Here is a 20,093-nt window from a genome sequence, read left to right on the forward strand (position 1 = left end):
GGCAACAAATGGCGGTAAGGGCCGCGCGGGGTATGCGCGCGGTGGCCTCTGGACAGGAATGGCATGTGGTCTGACGAAGTCATGGGACTGGATTACGCTGCGCGGCAGCGGCGACGCACGCCGTACCTGCGCATCATCGGCGTGATCGTGCTTGTGCATGTCGTTGTCGTGGGCGTGCTGGCCTACGGGCTGCGGCCCAAGGCCAAACCCATGTTCCCCGAGCCATACCGCCCGCTTCCCCCCCTTACGATAAAGATCATCCGTGAGCCGCCGCCCTTCCTTGCGGCGCCACCCCCCATGCCGCTGCCGGTCATGGTCCAGCCGGAGGTGCCGGTCATTCCGGCCCCCGTCATCGGGCGGGACAGGCGGGTGCGTCAGCCGGAAATTGTTCCGAAAACGTTACAGGTGGATTGATTTTCAGTGCCCGGACTGGTCAGATAACAGTCGTGAAATGTGTTGCAGGCCAGAACCATGGCCCTATTCGTCAGAGGATTTCAGGTAAATGACCCGACACCATCGTAATATAGCCGTCGCAGCCGCGCTGCTGACCGCACTGCCGGCGTTTGCGTACGCAAAGGGCGCTGCGGCTGAAGCCAACCCGTACGGGTTGGAAGCATTGTGGACGAACGGTGATTTCATCGCCCGCACCGTGCTGCTGATCATGGTCGTGATGTCTGTCGGGACATGGTACATCATGCTGTCCAAGTTCGTGGAACAGGCCCGCATGATGAAGGCCGCCAAGGAAGTGAAGGCAAAGTTCTGGCAGGCCTCCGATCTCCGTCAGGGCGCGGCCCTGCTCGATACGGCGTCCCCGTTCCGCTATATCGCCGATACCGGCATCAAGGCCGCCGAGCACCATGAAGGCACGATGCAGGAATCCATCGACCTGTATTCCTGGACGACCATGTCCATCCAGCGTTCCGTCGATTTCATCCAGAACCGCCTGCAGGGTGGCCTGGCCTTCCTCGGCACGGTGGGTTCGACTTCCCCGTTCGTGGGTCTGTTCGGTACCGTGTGGGGTATCTACCACGCGCTGACCGCCATCGGCATCGCGGGTCAGGCTTCGATTGACAAGGTCGCGGGCCCGGTTGGTGAATCACTGATCATGACGGCCATCGGCCTTGGCACCGCGGTACCTGCGGTTCTGGGCTACAACATGCTGGTCCGCCGCAACAAGGGCGCGCTGGACGAAGTGCGCGATTTCGCGGCTGACGTGCAGTCCATCCTGATCGGTGGCTACCGCCATGAGTCGCATACCCCCGCCGAATAAAAACCATCCACACGTGACCTGATTTCAAGTCAGGCACGGCAGGCGCCTGTCGGGAGCCTGCCGTGCCTCCGGTCAGAGCCGATTGATTGATGGACCGTGTGGGTCCATCGTGATGCCCTGGCCGATCATTCGGGCCATGACCCGTTCATGGAAGGACATCCAGTTGAAAAACATCACATCCAAATCGCTGTTCCGGTTGCGCGGCCGCCTGCTGGCCGGTGCCATGATGGTGCTGCCTGTCGCCATGACGGTCGTGCCGCTGCACGGCGTCCATGCGGCTGATGTGCTGGGGCAGAAGGTGGGCACGTCCCTCCAGCAGGCGCAGACGGCGCTGGCTGCCCATAAATACCCGCAGGCCATGGCGGCGATTGATGCGGCGGATGCGGTTACGGGCAAGACCGAATACGAATCCTATACCATCGAACAGATGCGCGCCGCCGTTGCCGCGCAGTCGGGCAATGTGCCCGCGGCGATTTCCGCCTATGACAAGCTGATCGCATCGTCCCGCACACCTGCGGCGACGAAGGAACAGATGGCGCTGGCCGAGGGCAGCATGGCCTTCACCGCCAAGGACTACCCGCAGGCGATTGCCGTAACGGAAAAATACATCAAGGCGGGTGGCAAGAACCCGCAGATGCTCACGATCCTGATTCAGGCGTACTACCTGCAGCATGACTACGCCAATGCGGCGCGCGTGCAGCAGGGCCAGATCGACGCCACGATCAAGGCGGGCGCCAGGCCGACCGAAAACCAGCTTCAGCTTCTGGCCGCCTGCCAGTCGCAGCTTCATGACACGACGGGTCTGACCAGGACCTATGTCCAGCTCGCCACCTATTATCCCAAGCCCGATTACTGGGCGCAGGTGGTCCATTCCGTGCTGAGCAATCCCAACATGGCGCCGGGACTGCGGCTGGATATCGACCGCGTGCGGCTGGAAGCCGGGCTGGTCAAGACTTCGGCTGAATACATGGACATCACCGAACTGGCCATGCAGGCGGGCCTGCCGCAGCTTGCGCTGGATATAATCAACCAGGGTTATTCCAGTGGCGTGCTGGGGCATGACGCCACCGCGCCGCGCACGGAGAAGCTGAAGGCGCTGGTGACGCAGGGCGTGGCCGAACGCAAGGCGGGTCTTGATGCCGCGACGGCGCAGGCCACCACGGGTAACGCGCTGCTGACGGCGGGTTACAACTACGTGCTGTTCGGTCAGGCCGACAAGGGGCTGGCCGTGATGAAGCAGGGCATTGCCAAGGGGCCGACGGACATCAACATCGCCCGCCTGCATCTGGGTCTGGCACAGGCTGCTGCGGGCCAGAAGGATGCCGCCATCGCCACGCTGAACAGCGTGGAGGGGACCAATGGCGCGCGTGATATCGCGCAGTTCTGGGTGCTCAAGCTGAACGCGGCGCCTGCCGCGCACTGACCGGGCTGTTCTTCCGGGCATGCGGGGCGCTGGGTATCCAGCGCCCCGTTTCTGTTTGCGGTCCCTGTCGTGCAGACACTTTATGATAAGAATGAGAGTCTTATCCCGCCCCGGTGCGTTGGATATGGTACGGATTGTCGAAATGGCATCGTAACTGCCCTCAACCGAGACATGGCCGAGAGAATGACACAGATACCTGCCACTGCCGATCTGCCCGCCCGCATCCTTGTGGTGGAAGATGACCCTGGCATGCGCACCCTGATCGTCCGTGCCCTTCAGGGTGACGGTTATCGGGTGCGCGGCGTGCAGGGCGGACCGGAAATGTGGGACGCGCTGAAGGTGCAGTCCGCCGATCTCATCATCCTTGATGTCATGCTGCCCGGAACCAACGGGCTGGATCTGTGTCGCGGCCTGCGCGCGCATGCGGAACCCCTTGCGCCGGACGAACAGCCGCTGCGTGAGGTTCCGGTCATTATCGTTTCCGCCCGGGGGGAGGAGCTTGATCGCGTGCAGGGGCTTGAACTGGGCGCGGATGATTACGTGCCCAAACCTTTTGGCCAGAAGGAACTGCTGGCCCGCGTGCGCGCGGTGCTGCGGCGGCGTGGCGGCGGGGTCACCACCCCCATTGCCGGACGGCCACGTAAGGAAACCGTGCGCTTTTCGGGCTGGACGCTGGATCTGCGGCGGCGCGAACTGAGTGACCCGTCCGGCATGGCGGTCGAGATTTCGGGCGCGGAACACGATCTGCTCACCAGTTTTCTGGATAATCCCCAGCGCGTGATCGGGCGCGACCGCCTGCTGGAACTGTCGCGCACCCGTCTGGGCGACGTGTCGGACCGTAGCGTGGATGTGCTGGTCAGTCGCCTGCGCCGCAAGCTGGGACCGGATTCGGACGGGCTGATCCGTACCGTGCGCGGCATGGGATATATCTTCACATCAGAGGTCGAACGGGTCTGAACCCGACCATGATGCCGGGGCCAGCCCAGCCCGCACGCCAGCCAGCACCGGTCACGCGCCGCATCACGCTATGGCCGCGCGGTCTGGTCGGGCGCGTCATGTTCGTGCTGCTGGTGGCGGTCGCGCTCGTTTTTGTCGGCAGTTCCGCTTTTTATGAGGAAGCCGAGACCTACACCATAGATGACGCCCAACTGGAGCAGGTGGGCGAGCGACTGGTGATCGACGCCCGCGTGCTGGCCGCCACCCCCACCTCCCAGCGCATGGTGCTGGCGGCCATGCTGTCCACGGGCGATCTGACGGTGGACTGGCGCACACCGGCACAGATGGGCGTGATGAAGGTGCAGCCTGCATCCCTGCGGAAGCTGCACGACCGGATGGCAGGCACGCTGAGTGCGCTGCAGGGCGACGCGCTGAACCTGTCGGGCACAATCGCGGAAACGACGGATGTGCGTGGCACGCTGCGTCTGCCCGATGGCAGCTATATGGGGTTTCTGGCCCCGGACATCCTTCAGCCCCACCACATGCGGCGCGGCATCGTCTCGGCGGCGATACTGGCGGGTGCGGTGCTGCTGGCCGCTGGCATGCTGGTGCGTGCGCTGAGCATGCCGCTGCGCGCTCTGGCCGATGTGGCGGATACGGTCGGTTCGGGCCGCTGGGTGCCGCTGGCGGACAAGGGACCAAGGGAAGTGCGCTACCTTGCCCAGGCCATCAACAAGATGCAGGACCGCATCAACCGCCTGATCGCGGACCGGACCGAGGCGCTGGCCGCCGTATCGCATGACCTGCGCACGCCGCTGGCCCGGTTGCGGTTACGCGCGGGCTTTCTGGACGATCCGGACGCGCAGAAGGAAATCGAGGCCGACGTAAGTGAAATGGAGGCCATGATCGCAGGCGTGCTGGCCTACTTGTCGGGAGAGAAAGACCCCGAACCGGCGCGGTCGGTCAACCTCGCCTCCATTCTGGCGACAAGGGTGGATGATGAGGCGGATCAGGGCCGCGATGTCACCTATGACGGGCCGGACCAGGTGCAGGCGGTCGTGCGTCCGCTGGCCATGAAGCGTGTGGTGGGCAATCTGATCGACAATGCCCTGAACTACGGGGGCAATGCGCATGTAAGCCTGAAGGTCAGTGACCAGACGCTGTGCATCCGCGTGGAGGATAATGGTCCCGGCCTGCCGGAGGCCGAAATCAGCCGTGTGACCACCCCGTTTTACCGGGTGGAAAGCTCGCGTTCGCGCAGTACGGGCGGGCTGGGGCTGGGCCTTGCGATCGTCAGCCGCGAGGTGGCGCGTGATGGCGGCGCGTTCAATCTGTTCAATCGCCCCGAGGGCGGCCTGTGTGCCGAGATTGTCCTGCCCCGCAGGGCCGTGATACGGCAGGCTGGCTAAAAGCGGGCTTTGCGCCCGCATGGGGTTGGATTCGCGCTCAGGTCGATCATATAACAGGACTTGGGAAGTACTTTTGCATCTCTCCCTTTCCCGTCATGTCTGGAAGACCGAGCAATGTTCATTGAAACAGAAGACACACCCAATCCCGCCACGCTGAAATTCCTGCCGGGACGTGAAATCATGGCCGATGGGGCCACGGCCGATTTCATCAACCCCGATTCGGTAGCGGGACGTTCGCGTCTGGCGGAACTGCTGTTCGATCTGGAAGGGGTGGCGCGCGTCTTTTTTGGCAACGATTTTGTCGCCGTGACCCGTAGCGACGCAACCGGCTGGGATGAACTGCGCCCGCAGGTCCTGTCCGTTCTGGCGGATTATCTGGCCACCGGTCAGGCCGTGGTGGAAACCGATGCCCAGGTGGTCGAGGATACGGTCGCGCCGGGGGATGAGGAAATCGTGCAGCAGATCAAGGAACTGCTCGATACCCGCGTGCGTCCGGCCGTGGCGGGGGACGGGGGCGACATCGTGTTCCGTGGCTATCGGGACGGGGTGGTGCGGCTGACCATGCAGGGCGCATGCTCGGGCTGCCCGTCATCGGGGGCGACGCTGAAGCACGGGGTGGAGAACATGCTGCGCCATTACGTACCGGAAGTGGTATCGGTGGAGCAGGTGGAGGCCTGATCGGCAGGCCGGTGTGTAATTCGGGAATGTTTCATGGCGCTTGATGACGCTGGGCTTGATCTTCTGTTTCGCAAGGCGCGCACGCCGGTTGCATGGAATGACCGGCCCGTAGGGGCCGATACGCTGCGGCAGTTGTACGAACTGGTCAGTCTGGGGCCGACTTCAGGCAACTGCTGTCCGGGGCGGTTCGTGTTCATCACCACGGAAAGCTGTCGTGAGCGGCTGCGCCCCGCCCTGTCGGCGGGGAACGTGCAGCGTGTTATGACAGCGCCCGTTACCGTGATCGTGGCGCATGATCCGCTGTTCTTCGATCATATGGAAACGCTCAGCCCCATTCCCGACATACGCCAGTGGTTCGCCGCCGATGTGGGACTGGCGGAAGAAACGGCCTTTCGCAACGGCACGCTTGAGGGCGGGTACCTGATCATGGCGGCGCGGGCGCTTGGCCTGTCCGCGCTGCCCCTGTCGGGTTTTGACGCGGCCATGGTGGAGGATGCCTTCCTTGCGCAGCAGGGATGGCAGGCCAATTTCCTGATCAGTCTTGGCTATACGGATGGGCCACCCCCCACGCCGCGCGCGTCCCGTCCCGCTTTCGATGATGCCTGCGTGGTCATATAGGCCATGCGGATTCTGGTAATGGATGGCGCGGCGACCGGCGCGCAGGCGCAGGCTGTCATCGCCTGCATCGTGCTGCACGGGGACAGCCTGTCCGTTCTGGCCACCCGCGTGGCGGAAGGGCGTGGTGCCGCGGAGCAGTTTCCGCTTCTGGCGACCGAACTCTTTGCCGAATGTGGCTGGACACACGGCATGCCCGAACTGGTGAGTGTTATCGTCGGGCCGGGATCGTTTACCGGGCTGCGGGCTTCGCTGGCGTTCGCGCATGGACTTGCCGCCGGTTCTGGCTGCGCCGTGGTGGGTGTAACGGCGGGAGAGGCGATGGCGGCGGCGCTGCAGGAAGCGGCCCGTCCGCTCGGGGCTTCCCCCCTGTGCTGCACCATTGCCCGGCGCGAACGCGTGTTTATCGAGACGCTGGAGGCCAGTGGCGCATCGGGCACGGTATCGGCCCATATGCGCGATACGCTTGACCTGCCCGATGGTCCGCTGATGCTGGCGGGCAACGGTGCGCAATGGGTGGCGGGCGTACTGCCGCAGCGGCACGATATCCATCAGGCCGACCTGCCTGCATCCGATCCGCTGGCCATTGCTACGGTTGCCCTGCGTCGCCTGCGCGGTGAACTGCCACCGCGTGCGGCCCAGCCGCTTTATGTCGATGCACCGGAAGCCAAACTGCCAGCGGCAGGGCTGCGACCGCCCCCGGTCATGGCCACCCCATGACGCAGGCTGGCATGGACGTGCCGCCCGCACATGCAGGGCTGGCGGCCATGCTGGCGCGTATCCACGCCCTGTCCTTTCCGCCTGCCCATCGGTGGGACGTGGCGGCAATGACGACCTTGCTGGGCATGGCGGGTGTGTCGGTGCTGGTCGCTGACGCGGCGGAGGGGCAGGACAGCGCCGGGTTCATCATGGCCCGGACCCTGTTTGACGAAGCCGAGATCCTGACATTCGCGGTTGTGCCAGCCGCCCGGCGGCAGGGGTTGGGGCGCGACCTGCTGGAACGCTGCGTGCGACAGGTGGCTGGGACCGGTGCGACAACGCTGTTTCTGGAAGTGGCGGACGATAACCGGCCTGCCATGACGTTATATCACGCGGCAGGATTTACGCAGGTGGGCCTGCGTCGCAACTATTATCCCGATGGCGCGGATGCGTGTGTCATGCAGCGGAAGCTTTAAGCACCGTCAGCCGGTGTGTCACGCCATCCGGTTCCGTGTGCATTTCTTCCACGGTATGACCAAGCAACTTCAGGCTACGTGAAACATTCTCCAGCGGAGTGGAACCACGCAGACGTACACACAGTCTTGCACCCGCCGAAAGTCTGTCCAGCGCCAGACGGGTGCGTACGAAAGTCATCGGGCATACTTCATTGGTGATATCTATTTCTGTCATATCAATATCAGACATATTACCATGGAACCTTTGTTGTAGCCGGTTGCGATCTGTCTGGAATTATTTATATAGGATGGGTCTTTATTCCAGAGTGACAGGATCAGTTTGATGGCGGATGCAGCGGCAGAAGTTGAATTGCGGGAACTGACTGCCGAAGTCGTTTCGGCATACGTATCTCGTAATGAGATTAATGCGGATACCCTTCCCGACCTGATTCACCGGGTATACGAGGCCTTTGCCTCCGTCGGGCGTGTGGAACCCGTGCCGGAAAAGCCGGTCCCGGCCGTCCCGCTCAAGAAGTCCGTCTTCCCCGATTATATCGTCTGTCTGGAAGATGGTAAGAAGCTCAAGATGCTCAAGCGCCATCTCAAGACCGCGTACAACATGACGCCGGAAGAATATCGGGAGCGCTGGGGCCTGCCGCATGACTACCCCATGGTCGCCCCCAATTACGCCAGCCATCGGTCCACCCTGGCCCGCAAGATCGGGCTTGGCACAAAACGTGAGGACTGACGCCCCTGGCGTATGGTAACGTGGACAGGCATCTGCATGATCGGCTACGCCCGTAAACATGGCAACAGACAGTAACGGACTGCAATCGCGCATCGAGCGCATGTGTATGGAACGTGGCCTGAAGATGACGGGGCAGCGGCGCGTCATCGCGCGCGTCCTGTCTGAATCCCACGATCATCCGGATGTGGAGGAACTCTACCGTCGCGCTTCGGTGCTGGATGACCGCATTTCCGTTGCCACGGTGTACCGTACCGTGCGGCTGCTGGAAGAAAACGGCATCCTTGAGCGGCGCGATTTCGGTGGGGGACGGGCCCGTTACGAAACAGCCGATGAAGGCGACCACTACCACCTGATCGATGTGGAAAGCGGGCAGGTGGTTGAATTCACCCATGCCGACCATGCGGAACTGCTGCGCCGGATCACGGCGGAACTGGGGTTTGAACTGGTGTCGCACCGGCTGGAACTGTTTGCGCGCAGGTTGCCTGACGTGTCACAAGAACAGACTGACCAGCAGGCACAAACAGAGCGGAAAGGCAGATCACGGCCTTGAGTATCGAGAAAACCATACAGTCCCTTTCTACTCTGGACCTGGAACGCAACGGTTTTCCTGAACTGCGGGGGGGCAATCTTGGTGTCAGGATCGCCGCGACCGAGGAAGAGCGTGAGGCCGCCCAGGCCCTGCGTTATCGCGTTTTTTATGAGGAAATGGGTGCCCGCCCCGATTCCCGCACCGCCCGCCTGCGGCGCGATGTGGATGAATTCGATGACTATGCCGATCACCTTCTGGTGATCGATCATGCCATTTCATCGGGTGCGAAAGGCGTGGTGGGCACGTACCGCCTCATGCAGGGGGATGCGGCGAAAAAGCTGGGCCGCTTCTATACGTCCAGTGAATACGATATCTCTCCACTGACGGATTTTCCGGGGCGGCTGCTGGAAGTCGGCCGTTCCTGCGTGGACCAGCGTTATCGGGGCCGGTCGGCCATGCAGCTTCTGTGGCGCGGCATTGCCTCCTATATTTTCCTGCACCGGATCGATGTGCTGTTCGGCTGCGCCAGCCTGCCCGGTACCGATCCCGATGCGGTGTCCGATGAACTGACCTATCTGTATCATAACCATCTGGCCCCGCCCGCGCTGCGCGTGCGCGCCGTGCCGGAGCGGCGGGTGGAAATGCTGCGTTCCGATCCGCAACTGCTGGATCACCGGCGTTCGCTGGCCCGCCTGCCCCCGCTGATAAAGGGGTATCTGCGGCTGGGTGGATATGTGGGCGATGGCGCGGTGATTGATGAGCAGTTCAACACCACGGATGTTGCGGTGCTGGTCAAAAGCGAACTGCTGGCCGATAAATATTATCGCCATTACGAACGCCGCCTGCGTGACGCGCTGGACTGATCCCGCAACAGACCGCAGGGGAGCGGATTTCGGCGCTCCATGATGTTTCTGTACGACAAGTATATCAGCCTGTCCCGCCTGCACGGGTGGCGGGCGGATCTGGCCATGGTGCTGGCAGGTGGCGTGTATGCGCTGGGCTTTCCGCCCGTGCATGCGGTCATCGTGCTGCCCGTCGCTTTCTGCCTGCTGGCGCTGGCGATTGACAGCGCCCGGAGCTGGCGGGAAGCCGCGCGGCGCGGATTCATGTTCGCGATGGGGCTCCATACCGTCGGCCTTTACTGGCTGATGTATGCCATCCTGCTCCGCGCCGATGATTTCTGGTGGCTGGTGCCGCTGGCATCACCGGGCTGCGCACTGATCCTTGCCCCCCTGAGTGCGCTGACGGCGGCCCTGAGCCGACTTGTGCCCGCAGGCATGGGAAGGCTGCTGGCATTCTGTGCCCTGTGGACCATTACGGACATGGCGCGTGTGTTCGTATTCAGCGGTTTTCCATGGAATCCGCCCGGGAGCGTATGGGAGTTTCCCGGTCTGGCCGGGGATGTCATGATCCAGCCCGCCGCATGGATCGGCGTGGATGGCCTGACCCTGCTGACCTGTATTCTCTCCCTTGCGCCATTATATGGCCGCAGGGGCAGGCTGGCCTGCGCTGCACTGCTGGTGGCATGGGTGACAGGCGGGGCGCTGCGTCTGACCGGCACGCACGATACCTATGGGCATAATCCCGAGATTGTTCTGGTGCAGGGCAATGTGCCGGAAACGGAAAAGATTTCGCGTAATGCGGATATCGCGGTCTTCCGCCGCTATCTTGCCCTGACCCGGCAGGGCGTCACGCAGGGACTGCAGCAGGCGGATGGACGGCCCGTTGTGTTTGCATGGCCTGAATCCGCCTTTCCGGGGCTGCTGCTGGAAGATGATATCGCCCGCCCCATGATCATGCAGGCCGGGCAGGGGGCGGCTGCTGGCATTATCGGTACCCTGCGCTGGATGGAAGACCAGCACTGGCGTAACAGCATGGCCGCCTTACTGCCGCCAGACGGGCAGGCCGCTGCCATTTATGACAAGGCGCATCTGGTGCCCTTTGGTGAATACCAGCCTGCTTTCCTGCCGTTTCATGTCGTGCCGGGTGAGGGCATGACGCCCGGCCCCCGGGTGCAGACATGGCATCTGCCCGGTATTGCCCCGGTGGGGCCGCTGATCTGCTACGAGGTGATTTTTTCCGGGCAGGTGACCGATCCGCATGACCGGCCTGACTGGCTCATGAACAGCACCAACGATGCCTGGTACGGAAACAGCGCAGGCCCGCGTCAGCATCTGGCTGCCGTGCGGATCCGCGCGGTGGAGGAAGGGCTTCCCGTCGCCCGTGCCGCCAATACGGGCATATCGGCCATTTTTGACGGGCGTGGGCATGAAGTGACCCGGCTTGGCTGGGATCGGCAGGGGGTGATCGTCCATGCGCTGCCCGATGCGTTGCCGCCCACGCTTTTCGGGCGTTACGGGCGTACGATTCCGCTGCTTCTGGCGGTATTGACGGGGCTGGCCGGATTGTGGTGCGGCCATAAACGCAGCCGTTTCGTCTAGAAACCTGCTATTTTATCGACATGGACTTTAATTCATGTATTTAAAATGCATGAATCTTTTCCTAATCTCCTCGCGCCCGAACGGGCGCGGGGGTCTTTCTTGCCGTCCACATCCCGTGGAAAGCGAAGGGCAGATAATTACAGGTGTATCGTAGCAGACATTCCTTTAAAAAGGATTAACATCCGCGGCAGCTACCGCCTCTTGCTTCCATTTTTTAAGTTGGTCTGGGAATATCCATCCAGAAAGGTAAGGCCATCACTGTGACCGGGAAAATGTCTGTTACGTCCAATCCGATAGATGTGCATGTGGGCAATCGCATCCGCCTGCGTCGCACATTGCTGGGTATGTCCCAGGAACGGTTGGGCAACGCCCTGGGCCTGACATTTCAACAGGTCCAGAAATATGAGCGGGGACGCAATCGTGTCGGGGCATCGCGGCTGTACGATCTCGCGCGCGTACTGGACGTGCCGGTGGCTTTCTTTTTCGAAGGTCTGACCGGCCACGACACCATCCCCCCGCAGCCCGAAACGGGAAATGTCGCGGGCATGGCTGCGCCGGATGACCCGCTGGATGTCGGGGATATGGAAAAAAGCGTTCTGCCCGCAGCGCAGCCCGATGACATGTCCCTGCTGTCGCGGCGCGAAACCATTGATCTGGTGCGCGCCTATTACGGTATCGAGGATAGCGGTACGCGCCGCCGGGTGCTGGACCTTGTCCGCTCCATGGCGGCGGACTGAGCCAGACCATCATTCCCGCCGCAGGACCTTGTCGGTCATGAACGCGGCAATCCTGCCCGCGCGGAAGTCGGCACGCAGGCGGTCTTCATCATATTCGTCGCGTACCCAGTCCATGAAGGGAATGCGTCCTTCCGCTTCCGCCTGATAGCGCAGGAAGAAAGCGTCCAGCACGCCGGTGCGCGAGGTATTGAAATGCCCGTTCTTCCACGAAAGCTGGCGTAACGCCTGCCGTGCCGTGCCCCCCTCGAACAGGATGACAAGACCCGCTGCCAGTCCCGTACGGTCGGCGCCGGACTTGCAGTGCATGAGCATGGGAAAACGGATATCGCGGTAAATCCGCTCGAAGCGTTCGATGCGGTCCCTGTGCGGGGCATTACGGCTTTCGAACGCCATGTCGATATGGATCAGACCGATCCGGTGCGCGGCTTCACGCGACAGGGCATCGGACCCGCATTTGCGGTGGCCGCGCAGGTTGACCAGCGTCTGAAGCCCGTAGCGACGCGCGGCCAGACGCAGGCGCCATGGCGTGGGATGGTTGCAGCGATAGACGCGGCCGGGAATGACAGTGCGGAAATTGGTCCATGTCTGCCGCAGGATGGCATGGTCCACAAACAGGCTATCGATCCATGCCCGGCTTCGGCCAGCGGGGGTAGACAGGTTTCCCTCAAACACCAGCCATGTCCTTTCAGATGGAGCGGATATGAAAAAGGCGCCGGATTTTTCACATCCGGCGCCTTATCCGTCAATCATGAAAGCTTACGGCAGGGCTTTATGCCTTGCGTTCAAGCTGCAGTTCCTTGATCCGGCCAATGGCGCGGGCCGGGTTCAGACCCTTGGGGCAGGTCTGGGTGCAGTTCATGATCGTGCGGCAGGCATAGAGCTTGAGCGGATCTTCCAGTGCATCCAGCCGGTCGCCCGCATGTTCGTCACGGCTGTCCGCGATCCAGCGATAGGCGGCCAGCAGCGTTGCCGGTCCGAGGTAGCGATCACCATTCCACCAGTAGGACGGGCACGAGGTGGAGCAGCAGAAGCACAGGATGCACTCCCACATGCCATCCAGTTCGGCACGTTCCTCAATGCTCTGGCGGCGTTCGGCGTCCGGCGGCGGCAGCGTGTCGGATTTCAGCCACGGCTCGATGGAACGGAGCTGGGCATACGCCCCGTCCAGATCGGGCACCAGATCCTTGATGACCGGCATGTGCGGCAGCGGGTAGATCGCGACATCGCCCTGAATATCCCGGATGGGCTTGAGGCAGGCCAGCGTATTCTCGCCCGCGATGTTCATGGCGCAGGACCCGCAGATCCCCTCGCGGCACGAACGCCGGAATGTCAGGGTGGAATCGACATCGTTCTTGATATGGATCAGGGCGTCGAGCACCATCGGCCCGATCTTGTCCAGATCGATTTCATACGTGTCGACCACGGGGTTTTTGTCATCGTCCGGGCTCCAGCGATAGATCCGGAAGTTCTTGACATTGGTGGCGCCGGTGGGGGCCGTGAAAATGCGGCCTTTGCCCACCGTGCTGTTCTTTGGCAGTCTGAATTCGACCATCGTCTCGTTCCTTTTCCGCCGTTACGTCAGTAGACGCGCTTCTTGGGGGGGAAGACCTGCACATCGTCGGTAAGCGTTTTCATGTGCACGGGGCGGTAGCTTAGCGTGACATCGCCCGCATCGGTCATGTGGGCGACGGTGTGCTTCATCCAGTTCTTGTCGTCACGGTCGGGATAGTCGTCATGTGCCTGGGCACCCCGGCTTTCGTGGCGGGCATCCGCGCCTGCCATGGTGACGGTGGCATTGGCCAGCAGGTTCTCGAACTCCAGCGCTTCCATAAGGTCGCTGTTCCAGATCAGTGAGCGGTCATTGATCGAGATATCAGGCAGTTCGCCCCAGATTTCCTTGATCTTCTCCACACCCTGGGCCAGGCTTTCGGTGTTGCGGAACACGGCGGCATGCTTCTGCATGGTGCGCTGCAGCTTGCTGCGCATGTCGGCCACATGGGTCTTGCCCTTGGCGTAACGCAGGCGGTCGAAACGCGCGATCGCGGCTTCACCAGCGCCGGCGGGCAGCGGCGGGATCGTCTCCTCGCTCTTGATGGTGGCGGCAGCGCGTTGGGCTGCGGCACGGCCGAACACCACAAGGTCAAGCAGGGAGTTGGTGCCAAGACGGTTCGCGCCATGCACGGACACGCAGGCCGCTTCACCCACCGCCATCAGGCCGGGCACCACCGCATCGACATCATCAGCCGTGGGGCGGATGACCTCGCCATGGTAGTTGGTGGGGATGCCACCCATGTTGTAATGCACCGTCGGCAGGACCGGCACGGGTTCCTTGGTCACGTCGATACCCGCGAAGATACGCGCCGTTTCCAGAATGCCGGGCAGGCGTTCATGCAGGATTTCCGCGCCCAGATGCTCCAGATGGAGCATGATGTAGTTCTTTTCGGGGCCACAGCCGCGACCTTCGTTGATCTCGATGGTCATGGCGCGCGAAACCACGTCACGCGATGCCAGATCCTTGGCCGTGGGGGCATAGCGTTCCATGAAGCGCTCGCCCTCGGAATTGGTCAGGTAGCCACCTTCACCACGGCAGCCTTCCGTCAGCAGGCAGCCTGCGGGGAAAATGCCGGTGGGATGGAACTGCACGAATTCCATGTCCTGCATGGGAATGCCGGCACGGATCGCCATGCCGCCACCATCGCCCGTGCAGGTATGGGCGGACGTGCATGAATGATAGGCGCGGCCATACCCGCCCGTCGCCAGCACCACCTTCTGGGCGCGGAAACGGTGCAGCGTGCCGTCTTCCAGACACCATGCCATGACACCACGGCAGGCGCCGTCTTCATCCATGATCAGGTCGATGGCGAAGTATTCGACAAAGAATTCGACGTTATGCTTCAGGCACTGCTGGTACAGCGTGTGCAGGATGGCATGGCCCGTACGGTCGGCAGCAGCGCAGGCGCGGGGCACGGGGGCTTCGCCATAGTTGCGCATGTGGCCGCCGAAGGGGCGCTGGTAGATCTTGCCCTCTTCCGTGCGGGAGAAGGGCACACCCATGTGCTCCAGTTCCTGCACGGCGGGCACCGCTTCGCGGCACATGTATTCGATGGCGTCCTGATCGCCCAGCCAGTCCGATCCCTTGACGGTATCGTACATGTGCCACCGCCAGTTATCCTCGGCCATGTTGCCAAGCGATGCGCCGATGCCGCCCTGGGCTGCGACGGTATGGCTGCGGGTGGGGAAAACCTTGGTCACGCAGGCGGTCTTGAGGCCGGCAGCCCCCATGCCCAGCGTGGCCCGGAGGCCGGAGCCACCGGCGCCGACAACAACCACGTCATATGCGTGGTCGACAACCCGGTAGGAGCCGGTGAGTGGTGAAGTGGTCGCGTTCATTTCTTGGACGTGTCCCGATGCTCGTTCGGAGCGGCCGGGCAGCATTGCGGCCCGGCCGGTCCGCGAATGTCATGTTCTGTGCGGGCTGGGCGCGAAGGCTCAGCCGGCAGCGATCCGGCCACGGCTGCTGCCGGCCAGCGCCAGCTTCAGCACGGAAACCGTGCCGAACAGCCCCAGAAGGAAGACAATGCCCTTCATCAGCAGCCCGGCAGGCAGGTGCGCCTTGCCATGCACGTAGTCATCGATGATGACCTGCAGCCCAAGCTGGGTGTGATAGAAGGTCAGGATCACCAGTGACAGCATCAGGGTCGTGTTCAGGGGGCGTGCGCCCCATTTCGCGACTTCCGGCTGCGATGCGCCAGCAAGGCGGAAGACCTGAATCACGAACCAGCCCGACAGCGGCACAAGGGCCACGGCCGAAGCGCGTTCCGCCCACCAGTGGGCGACGCCGGTCTGTCCCGATCCCAGCCCGCGTGCGCGCGAAAGCTGGGACCGCATGACCGTGACATGGGGCTTGTTTGGATTGCTCATGATCAGGACGCCTTCCTGCGGGAACGACAGATCGCAACGCCAAGGATACCGGCCACGAGCGCCAGCGTGGTTCCCACCGTCACGCCTACGGCCACGGGGCCATCCTCGTTTATTTCCTTCTTGTCGAAGCGGTAGCCGCTATCCCACGCAAGGTGACGGAGTCCCGCCACGAAATGGTAGACCAGCGCAAGCGCCCACCCGGCCAGCAGAAGCTGCCCCAGCGGGTTGCCGGTCACCTTCTGGACCTTGCTGAAAGATTTGGGTCCCTTGGCAGCCGCGTTGATCCAGCACAGGCCGAGTGCTGAGCCGCCAGCGGCTGCAACGCCGGCGGCGCGGTTCGCGATTGAAAGGAACATGGAAAGACGGAAGCGGTAGACCTGGAGATGCGGGGACATAGGCCGCCTGGTCAGAGTTCCGTCGCTTCGCTGCCCTACATAGAGCGCTTCACGGACATCCTGCATGGTCGTCTCGTCAATTTCCCTGTTATGGCTTCGGTTTGTTCCGTCGCCTTGTCTGAATTCGGTCCTACGCCGCGTGGGAGGCCGGGTCAACGCAGGCCCGGAACACGAGGTTGAGAGACCCCGCGCCACCCGGATGGCGGAGCAGGGGCTCCGCCATGCCGTGGGGGGCCTTACGCCCCGGTGGCCGTCAGTGACCCAGCAGGTCGAGCGCCACCATGGTTTCGGCAATCTGGACCGCGTTCAGCGCGGCGCCCTTGCGCAGGTTGTCGGCAACGCACCAGAAGCCGAGTCCGTTGGGTACAGTCGGGTCGATGCGCAGGCGCGAGACATAGGTCGCGTCCTCCCCCACCACTTCCAGCGGGGTGACGTAGCCGCCATCCTCGCGCTTGTCGTGCAGCACCACGCCCGGTGCCTCACGCAGGGCTTCGCGGGCGCGTTCAATATCAACAGGTTCCTCGAATTCCACGGTGACGGCCTCGGCATGGCCGATGAACACGGGAACGCGCACGCAGGTGGCGAAGACGGCGATGTCGGGATCGAGGATCTTGCGGGTCTCGACCGTCATTTTCCACTCTTCCTTGGTCGCGCCGTCATCCATGAAACGGTCGATATGGGGAATGCAGTTGAACGCGATCTGCTTGGTGAACTGTTCCGCCTTCAGCGGGTCGCCAACCAGGCTGCCGCGCGACTGGTTGAACAGTTCGTCCATGCCGCTTTTCCCGGCACCGGCCACGGCCTGATAGGTGGCCACCACAACGCGCTTGATTGTGAACAGGTCATGCAGCGGCTTCAGCGCCACGACCATCTGGATGGTGGAGCAGTTGGGATTGGCGATGATGCCGCGTCTGGCTTTCTTCACATCATTGGGATTGACCTCGGGCACCACCAGCGGCACGTCCGGCTCCATGCGGAAGTGGGAGGTGTTGTCGATCACGATGCAGCCCGCCTTCGCCGCGCGCGGCGCATGCACGGCCGAAACCGCCCCGCCGGGCGAAAAGAGGGCGACATCCCAGCCGGTGAAGTCGAAAGTCTCAAGGTTCTGCACCTTCAGCACCTTTTTATCGCCGAAGGAGACTTCCTTGCCCGCCGAGCGGGCGGACGCCAGAGCCACGATTTCATCCACAGGGAACTGGCGTTCGGCCAGAGTCTTGAGGATTTCGCGCCCCACAGCGCCGGTGGCACCCACCACCGCAACGCGGTAACCCATAATCTTCTTTCCTGTCCTGCCCGACCGTTCAGTGGAACGCTCGGTTCTGCTTGCGTAACTGTAGCGACACCTAGAGCCTGCGCCCGAAAGGTGCAAGCAGCACGGACCGCGCAAAACCGCGAATCGAATCGGGTACGGGCCTTTGTGTGGCATGTCCCATGCGGTGATAGCCCTTGTCGCTGCCATGTGCCGGGTGCACGCTCCCTCCGGCGCGCGATCAGGCAGGGGCGTCCACGTTCCTGCCCCGGTGCCGCGCGCAGGCAAGAACGGTTAGAGAGATCATGGCCTTATCAGCTGATATTCCCGCAACGCCAGTCGCCGCAGCCCCGCGGCCGGTTTCCCCCGCAGGCGCCCGTACGGCCCCACCGTGCACGCTGGTCATCTTCGGTGCGCACGGGGACCTGACCAAGCGGCTGCTCATGCCGGCGCTGTATAATCTTGTGGGGAGTCATCTTCTGGACGATGGCTTCCGCATCATCGGGGTGGACCGGGTGGACAGCACCGCGGCGCAGTGGCGCGACGGGCTGCGCGCCATGATGGAGTCCTTCACGCACGATCCGAACGCCGAATTCCATCCCGCCACCATCAACGCCGATCAGTGGGACTGGCTGGCCGGGCGGCTGGATTACGTGCAGGCCGACTTTACCGATGTCGACGCCATCCGTGCGCTGGGTGCGAAGATACCGGGCAACGCCATCTTCTACCTTGCCATTCCCTCGCGCTTTTTCGCCCCCGTGGTGGAAACGCTGGGCAAGGCGGGCGTGGTGACGCAGAAGGAAGGCGTCTTCCGCCGGGTGGTGATTGAAAAGCCGTTTGGTTCGGACCTTGCCAGTGCGCAGACGCTCAACCGGCAGGTGCTTTCTGTTCTGGATGAGTCGCAGGTTTTCCGCATCGACCATTTCCTTGGCAAGGAAACGGTGCAGAACATCCTCGCCATGCGGTTTGGCAACCTGATATTCGAACCGCTGTGGCGCAACGAATATGTCGATCATATCGAGATCACGGCCGCCGAGACCATCGGTGTCGAACAGCGTGGCGCGTTTTACGAACCCACCGGCGCGCTGCGTGACATGGTGCCCAATCACCTGTTCCAGCTTTTCGCAATGGTGGCGATGGAACCGCCCAACACGTTCTGCGCCGAAAGCGTGCGCAACGCCAAGGAACAGCTTTTCGAGGCCGTAACCCCCATCAGCCCGTCCGATGCGGTGCGGGGGCAGTACGCGGCCGGTACCGTCGATGGCAGGCCGATGGTCGGTTACCGTGAAAGTCCGGGTGTTTCCCCCCATAGCAATACGGAAACCTATGTGGCGCTGAAACTGCATGTGGATAACTGGCGCTGGGCTGGCGTGCCGTTCTACCTGCGTACCGGCAAGGGGCTGGGGGGACGGCGTACGGAGGTTGTCGTCCAGTTCCGCAAGCCGCCGATGCTCATGTTCAGCGGGACCGAAACGGAAGACCTGCCGCCCAACCGCATCATCCTCAACATCCAGCCCGCCCAGGGGCTGACGGTGGAACTGGGTGCCAAGAAGCCGGGGCCGGAAATGGACCTGACCGACGTGCAGGCCCGTTTCCGCTACGAGGATGTGTTCACCAGATCCCCCAATGTCGGCTACGAAACCCTGCTCTATGACTGCCTGATGGGGGATCAGACCCTGTTCCAGCGCGCTGATAACATCGAAGCGGCATGGAAGGCGGTTGATCCGGTGCTTCAGGCATGGGCGAAGGATGAAACCGGGCCGGAAATCTACGAAGCCGGTTCATCGGGGCCGAAGGGGGCAGAAGAACTGCTCCGGCGTGACGGGCGGACCTGGTACCCGCTCAACGGGGCCTGAAGGCCCGCTGACAGTCAGGGGGCAGGCAGCCGCTCCTCCCCGCATGGCAATACGCAAACAAAAACCCGCACCGGATTGCCCGGTGCGGGTTTTTTCTTCGCGTCTGGCAGGTGCCGCTGCGTTACTGGGCGGCAGCGCCACCCGTAGCCGGGGTGGAGGTGGTGGATGTCGCCTGTTCGGCGGCTTCAGGGGCCTGCCCCTTTTCAGCGTGTTCGCTGTCACCCTGCTGGAACAGGGCATCGGCATGCTTGCGCTGCTTTTTGGAGAAGCTTTCATACAGCGGCGCGAAGGCGGAATTCAGCGTCTGCATATCCTGCGCGCGCTCGACCGTCAGTTCGGCATAGGACTGCATGTTCTCCAGCGCATTCATGCCCGGCAGCTTCTCGCGCCGGTTTTCGATGGAGTCGTGCAGGCGCTGCGCATTATCGCGCATGTCCTGCGCGAAGGGTGTCCACAGGGCTTCCTGCTTCTTGGTGATGGCCAACTGGTCGTGCAGCGCCTTGATATGGGCTTCCACCTGTTCGGGTGCCGGCGCATGGGGCGTATGGGCCAGCGATGCGGTGGGGCTGCGCTGGGTGGCCGACTGCGCGGCGGGTGCGGCGGCGGGCTGCTGGTCGGCGGCCATGGCCATGCCCGGAAGCAGCACGAACGCGGCGGCGGGCAGTAAGCGGCGGAACATCATGTTGTCTCTTTTCCTTCGCAATGGTGCTTGTCAGATGCGTGGGATGTGTC

At 62.8% G+C, this 20,093-nt stretch carries 23 protein-coding genes; 15 read left to right on the forward strand and 8 right to left on the reverse strand.

Features of this window, described 5'->3' with window-relative positions; all coding sequences use genetic code 11:
• Positions 1 to 63 precede the first annotated feature (63 nt).
• From ACBR42_RS05000 to rimI, 9 genes are all read left to right on the forward strand, one after another.
• Positions 64 to 414, forward strand: coding sequence for a hypothetical protein (locus ACBR42_RS05000; protein ID WP_371207397.1), 351 nt, complete (start codon positions 64 to 66; stop codon positions 412 to 414).
• A gap of 88 nt (positions 415 to 502) precedes the next feature.
• On the forward strand, positions 503 to 1,270 hold the full coding sequence (locus ACBR42_RS05005) for a MotA/TolQ/ExbB proton channel family protein (protein ID WP_102325057.1): 768 nt from the start codon (positions 503 to 505) through the stop codon (positions 1,268 to 1,270).
• A 112-nt stretch (positions 1,271 to 1,382) separates the two neighbouring features.
• Complete coding sequence (locus ACBR42_RS05010) at positions 1,383 to 2,693, forward strand: lipopolysaccharide assembly protein LapB (RefSeq protein ID WP_110546866.1); 1,311 nt, start codon at positions 1,383 to 1,385, stop codon at positions 2,691 to 2,693.
• Between the two features lie 183 nt (positions 2,694 to 2,876).
• On the forward strand, positions 2,877 to 3,650 hold the full coding sequence (locus tag ACBR42_RS05015) for a response regulator transcription factor (RefSeq protein WP_102325059.1): 774 nt from the start codon (positions 2,877 to 2,879) through the stop codon (positions 3,648 to 3,650).
• Between the two features lie 8 nt (positions 3,651 to 3,658).
• Positions 3,659 to 5,038 carry an ATP-binding protein gene (locus ACBR42_RS05020; RefSeq protein WP_282757980.1) on the forward strand — a complete coding sequence of 460 codons (1,380 nt, stop codon included), beginning with the start codon at positions 3,659 to 3,661 and terminating at the stop codon, positions 5,036 to 5,038.
• Between the two features lie 114 nt (positions 5,039 to 5,152).
• On the forward strand, positions 5,153 to 5,716 hold the full coding sequence (locus tag ACBR42_RS05025; protein WP_102325061.1) for a NifU family protein: 564 nt from the start codon (positions 5,153 to 5,155) through the stop codon (positions 5,714 to 5,716).
• Positions 5,717 to 5,749: 33 nt separating this feature from the next.
• Positions 5,750 to 6,334, forward strand: coding sequence for a malonic semialdehyde reductase (locus ACBR42_RS05030; protein WP_371207398.1), 585 nt, complete (start codon positions 5,750 to 5,752; stop codon positions 6,332 to 6,334).
• Positions 6,335 to 6,337: 3 nt separating this feature from the next.
• The gene (gene tsaB / locus ACBR42_RS05035) at positions 6,338 to 7,051 is read left to right on the forward strand and encodes a tRNA (adenosine(37)-N6)-threonylcarbamoyltransferase complex dimerization subunit type 1 TsaB (protein WP_371207399.1); all 714 of its coding nucleotides are present in this window, start codon (positions 6,338 to 6,340) and stop codon (positions 7,049 to 7,051) included.
• Positions 7,048 to 7,506, forward strand: a complete 459-nt coding sequence (gene rimI, locus ACBR42_RS05040) for a ribosomal protein S18-alanine N-acetyltransferase (RefSeq protein ID WP_257997623.1) — start codon at positions 7,048 to 7,050, stop codon at positions 7,504 to 7,506. Before tsaB ends, rimI begins: the two co-directional genes overlap by 4 nt.
• Here rimI and ACBR42_RS05045 read toward each other — a convergent pair.
• On the reverse strand, positions 7,487 to 7,735 hold the full coding sequence (locus ACBR42_RS05045) for a sulfurtransferase TusA family protein (protein ID WP_102325064.1): 249 nt from the start codon (positions 7,733 to 7,735) through the stop codon (positions 7,487 to 7,489). The two genes, rimI and ACBR42_RS05045, sit on opposite strands and share 20 nt — an antisense overlap.
• 93 nt (positions 7,736 to 7,828) lie before the next feature.
• Here ACBR42_RS05045 and ACBR42_RS05050 point away from each other — a divergent pair, with 93 nt between their 5' ends.
• The 5 genes from ACBR42_RS05050 to ACBR42_RS05070 all read left to right on the forward strand — a co-directional run bounded on the left by ACBR42_RS05050 (position 7,829) and on the right by ACBR42_RS05070 (position 11,940).
• Positions 7,829 to 8,233: a MucR family transcriptional regulator gene (locus ACBR42_RS05050; protein ID WP_102325065.1), complete on the forward strand. Its 405-nt coding sequence runs from the start codon at positions 7,829 to 7,831 to the stop codon at positions 8,231 to 8,233.
• 58 nt (positions 8,234 to 8,291) lie between these two features.
• Positions 8,292 to 8,783 (forward strand): Fur family transcriptional regulator, encoded by a 492-nt coding sequence (locus tag ACBR42_RS05055; protein WP_102325066.1) that lies wholly within the window; start codon positions 8,292 to 8,294, stop codon positions 8,781 to 8,783.
• Positions 8,780 to 9,625 (forward strand): GNAT family N-acetyltransferase, encoded by an 846-nt coding sequence (locus tag ACBR42_RS05060; RefSeq protein ID WP_102325067.1) that lies wholly within the window; start codon positions 8,780 to 8,782, stop codon positions 9,623 to 9,625. Before ACBR42_RS05055 ends, ACBR42_RS05060 begins: the two co-directional genes overlap by 4 nt.
• A gap of 39 nt (positions 9,626 to 9,664) precedes the next feature.
• On the forward strand, positions 9,665 to 11,203 hold the full coding sequence (gene lnt, locus ACBR42_RS05065; protein WP_282757995.1) for an apolipoprotein N-acyltransferase: 1,539 nt from the start codon (positions 9,665 to 9,667) through the stop codon (positions 11,201 to 11,203).
• 272 nt (positions 11,204 to 11,475) lie between these two features.
• Positions 11,476 to 11,940 (forward strand): helix-turn-helix domain-containing protein, encoded by a 465-nt coding sequence (locus tag ACBR42_RS05070; protein ID WP_371207400.1) that lies wholly within the window; start codon positions 11,476 to 11,478, stop codon positions 11,938 to 11,940.
• Positions 11,941 to 11,949: 9 nt separating this feature from the next.
• Here the strand turns inward: ACBR42_RS05070 and ACBR42_RS05075 are convergent, their stop codons facing one another.
• From ACBR42_RS05075 to ACBR42_RS05100, 6 genes are all read right to left on the reverse strand, one after another.
• Positions 11,950 to 12,612 carry a tyrosine-protein phosphatase gene (locus ACBR42_RS05075; protein ID WP_371207401.1) on the reverse strand — a complete coding sequence of 221 codons (663 nt, stop codon included), beginning with the start codon at positions 12,610 to 12,612 and terminating at the stop codon, positions 11,950 to 11,952.
• 97 nt (positions 12,613 to 12,709) lie between these two features.
• Positions 12,710 to 13,492 (reverse strand): succinate dehydrogenase iron-sulfur subunit, encoded by a 783-nt coding sequence (locus ACBR42_RS05080; protein ID WP_102325071.1) that lies wholly within the window; start codon positions 13,490 to 13,492, stop codon positions 12,710 to 12,712.
• 26 nt (positions 13,493 to 13,518) lie between these two features.
• Positions 13,519 to 15,330, reverse strand: coding sequence for a succinate dehydrogenase flavoprotein subunit (gene sdhA / locus ACBR42_RS05085; protein WP_102325288.1), 1,812 nt, complete (start codon positions 15,328 to 15,330; stop codon positions 13,519 to 13,521).
• Positions 15,331 to 15,429: 99 nt separating this feature from the next.
• On the reverse strand, positions 15,430 to 15,861 hold the full coding sequence (gene sdhD / locus ACBR42_RS05090) for a succinate dehydrogenase, hydrophobic membrane anchor protein (protein ID WP_102325072.1): 432 nt from the start codon (positions 15,859 to 15,861) through the stop codon (positions 15,430 to 15,432).
• Positions 15,862 to 15,863: 2 nt separating this feature from the next.
• Positions 15,864 to 16,256 carry a succinate dehydrogenase, cytochrome b556 subunit gene (gene sdhC, locus ACBR42_RS05095; protein WP_102325073.1) on the reverse strand — a complete coding sequence of 131 codons (393 nt, stop codon included), beginning with the start codon at positions 16,254 to 16,256 and terminating at the stop codon, positions 15,864 to 15,866.
• 253 nt (positions 16,257 to 16,509) lie between these two features.
• Positions 16,510 to 17,529, reverse strand: a complete 1,020-nt coding sequence (locus tag ACBR42_RS05100; RefSeq protein WP_102325074.1) for an aspartate-semialdehyde dehydrogenase — start codon at positions 17,527 to 17,529, stop codon at positions 16,510 to 16,512.
• Between the two features lie 281 nt (positions 17,530 to 17,810).
• Between ACBR42_RS05100 and zwf the strand changes: the two genes are divergently transcribed.
• Positions 17,811 to 19,361, forward strand: a complete 1,551-nt coding sequence (gene zwf, locus ACBR42_RS05105) for a glucose-6-phosphate dehydrogenase (protein WP_162900407.1) — start codon at positions 17,811 to 17,813, stop codon at positions 19,359 to 19,361.
• A gap of 121 nt (positions 19,362 to 19,482) precedes the next feature.
• Here zwf and ACBR42_RS05110 read toward each other — a convergent pair whose 3' ends face one another.
• Positions 19,483 to 20,043 carry a Spy/CpxP family protein refolding chaperone gene (locus ACBR42_RS05110; protein ID WP_371207402.1) on the reverse strand — a complete coding sequence of 187 codons (561 nt, stop codon included), beginning with the start codon at positions 20,041 to 20,043 and terminating at the stop codon, positions 19,483 to 19,485.
• Positions 20,044 to 20,093 lie beyond the last annotated feature (50 nt).

This window comes from Komagataeibacter sp. SM21 (assembly GCF_041402665.1).
In the GTDB taxonomy this organism is placed as follows: Bacteria; Pseudomonadota; Alphaproteobacteria; order Acetobacterales; family Acetobacteraceae; genus Komagataeibacter; species Komagataeibacter saccharivorans.